The sequence below is a fragment of the Candidatus Desulfatibia sp. genome (assembly GCF_036446775.1).
Lineage (GTDB): Bacteria > Desulfobacterota > Desulfobacteria > Desulfobacterales > UBA11574 > Desulfatibia_A.
Genome location: NZ_JAZFTO010000369.1, coordinates 1 through 2,359 on the forward strand (window position 1 = coordinate 1; position 2,359 = coordinate 2,359).

2 protein-coding genes are annotated in these 2,359 nt (G+C 46.2%); both read right to left on the reverse strand.

The window, feature by feature from the left end; translation table 11 throughout:
- Positions 1–205: 205 nt before the first annotated feature.
- Positions 206–1,279 (reverse strand): hypothetical protein, encoded by a 1,074-nt coding sequence (locus tag V3S16_RS16835; RefSeq protein WP_413887046.1) that lies wholly within the window; start codon positions 1,277–1,279, stop codon positions 206–208.
- Between the two features lie 588 nt (positions 1,280–1,867).
- A partial coding sequence (gene istB, locus V3S16_RS16840; RefSeq protein ID WP_413887048.1) for an IS21-like element helper ATPase IstB occupies positions 1,868–2,359 on the reverse strand: 492 nt, incomplete at its 5' end.

Genomic DNA, 2,359 nt, shown 5'->3' on the forward strand with positions numbered 1-2,359 from the left:
GCCGATTTTGAGAGAGACCTGGTAATGTGGACAAGGATTTAAGATGCGAAAGATCGAATAAATGATATTGACACACCACCCTGATCGGAGTGTAATTGATGAGGTCGCGGTGGTGTGCTGTTGCCGTGGTGCAGCACATCAGTAGGAATCGAATGGGAAATTAGCATGAAAAAGCGAGACTGTAGCAGCAATGCAGAGTTTTCTTCTATCCTGTTTTTCGTCTTTCACTGTTTCTGCTCCAGTGTAATGTACTTATCGTCTTTTTCATATTTACGCCATACTCATCACGCTGCATATCAATCGCTATCCGTTGGCTTATGTTCTCAAGAGTTCGCACCCTGTATATACTTTTTTGCATCTTGCGATGTCGGCGGTTCGCCCGCTCAACCGCATTTGATGTTGACGGCAATAACGAATCATCGAGAAAAGTTAATGCCTTTTCGAGATTCGGCGAGAATAATTTTTTAAGCGTATTTCTTAGCTTTGCAAATCGCCTGATACGTCTGCGCAATTTGGCAAGTTTTTTCAGGGCAGTATCCATTCGGCGGCGACGGTCAAACAAACGATAAACTTCAGCCATAATTAACCGCAGAGTACGCAGTTGATCAAGGCCTCGTGTAATACGTTGAAGCGTCTTCTTTTCTTTTATGCTCAGGATGTGTTTGACAAACAAATAGCGGTATTCAAACAACTCTGTAATTTTTTTCTGAACCTTCTTATTCTTTCGTACAATTTGTTTTGCCCTGTCACCGGAAGGACGGCCTCGCGGACGTTTTACCTTTTCCTGTTTTAATTGTCTGCGAACTGCGGCAACAGCTTTGATGATATCTTTGTTTATTTCTTTGACCACATGAAATTGACACGATTGATGTTTAACTTCTTTGCCGAAAACTTCAACTATGGCCTCCGGATATAACGGTGAACCATCGGTGGTTATACCTTTTACTTTCAAACCACGAGCATCCAGCATTTGCTTGAAACGCCTGAAAAACCGCTTTATATCCTCTTTTGTGGGGTCATGGTCGAGAACCTCATAACACAAACGATTAAACTTGTGGTTATCAACAATGAACAGCACACAGAAAGGGCCATCGTATAATTCATCAGCAGTAATATAGCCGGAAAACTCTGACAGGGCCTTATCGATGTAGTCAGTTTTGATGTTAACTTCAGCTTTTTTCCCCCGTCGCCTCAACCCAGTTCTGAATTGTTGCCCACGGCACAAATACTCGGTGGTCTCGCCACAAATGCCACGATGCAGGGCGGTACGGTAATCCATCCTCAACGACCAATCGCACCGCCATTGAAACAACCCTGTGGGTATAATGACTTTTGGGCAAAGCCAGATCGAGCATGTCGGCGTTGAAGTAATGGTTGCATTGCGGGCAGCGATGTGTCGAATATGTGAGAATGATATCGCAGGGCCTGCCGGTAAGCGGGTCGCCAATATCATGCAAGGTACGGCTGACGGTTCGAAGCCTGTATGCGCTATGTTCGCACAGTGGGCAAGGACGCCGTTTATAGTTTCGGCTGCGCCGAATAAGTTTTGGTTTTGGTAAGTCTTCGACACGCGTAATTCCTTGCGTTTCATCTGCTACATATTCACCTGGTCCAAGCATCTTGATAACCTCCAATATAGATTTACGTTTCTATATTGGATCGGCCTCAAGATGCTAAAAACATCAAAAATACTCTGTATTGCTACTACAGTCTCCGAAAAACTATGAATTCAATTTATAAGTGCTTAAGTTGCGGTCAGACGGCTTCCTCTGGTAATCGGCATGTAAAACAGCCACGGGTCGGCACGCAAATCGGCCACACCCAGGCCACATAATAAGCCTCCATCGGGAGGCATACAAGTACAATTCTACTTTCTCTTGTTCTTACTCTTTCCTACAGACTGTTTGAACCTATAGCTCTCGCCGTTCATCTCAAAGATGTGACAATGATGCGTAAGGCGGTCCAGCAAAGCCGCCGTCATTCGTTCCCCTTGAAAGACCTGGACCCATTCGCTAAAGGCCAGATTGCTGGTAATCAGCAAGCTGCCTCTCTCGTAGCGGTCAGCAAAGACCTGGAACAAAAGTTCGGTTCCCATCCGGCTGAAGGTTAGATAGCCAAGCTCATCACATATCAGCAGGTCAGCTCTGTCCAGTTGTGTTAGGAATCGCTCGAGCTGGTACTGTTTTCGCATCTCCTCCAAACGGTTGACCAGGCTTGCCGCCGTAAAGAACCGCACCTTGCGTCCCTCTCGACACGCCGCCAGTCTCAAAGCAATCGCGGTGTGGGTCTTGCCGGTGCCCGGTGAGCCGACCAGACAGCAATTCTCCTTCTTGTCAATCCATTCACATCGGGACAATTC

What these genes read in the sequence shown, in the direction of transcription:
- V3S16_RS16835 (WP_413887046.1), bottom strand. Translation starts at nt 1,279, where the DNA reads ATGGATTACCGTACCGCCCTGCATCGTGGCATTTGTGGCGAGACCACC.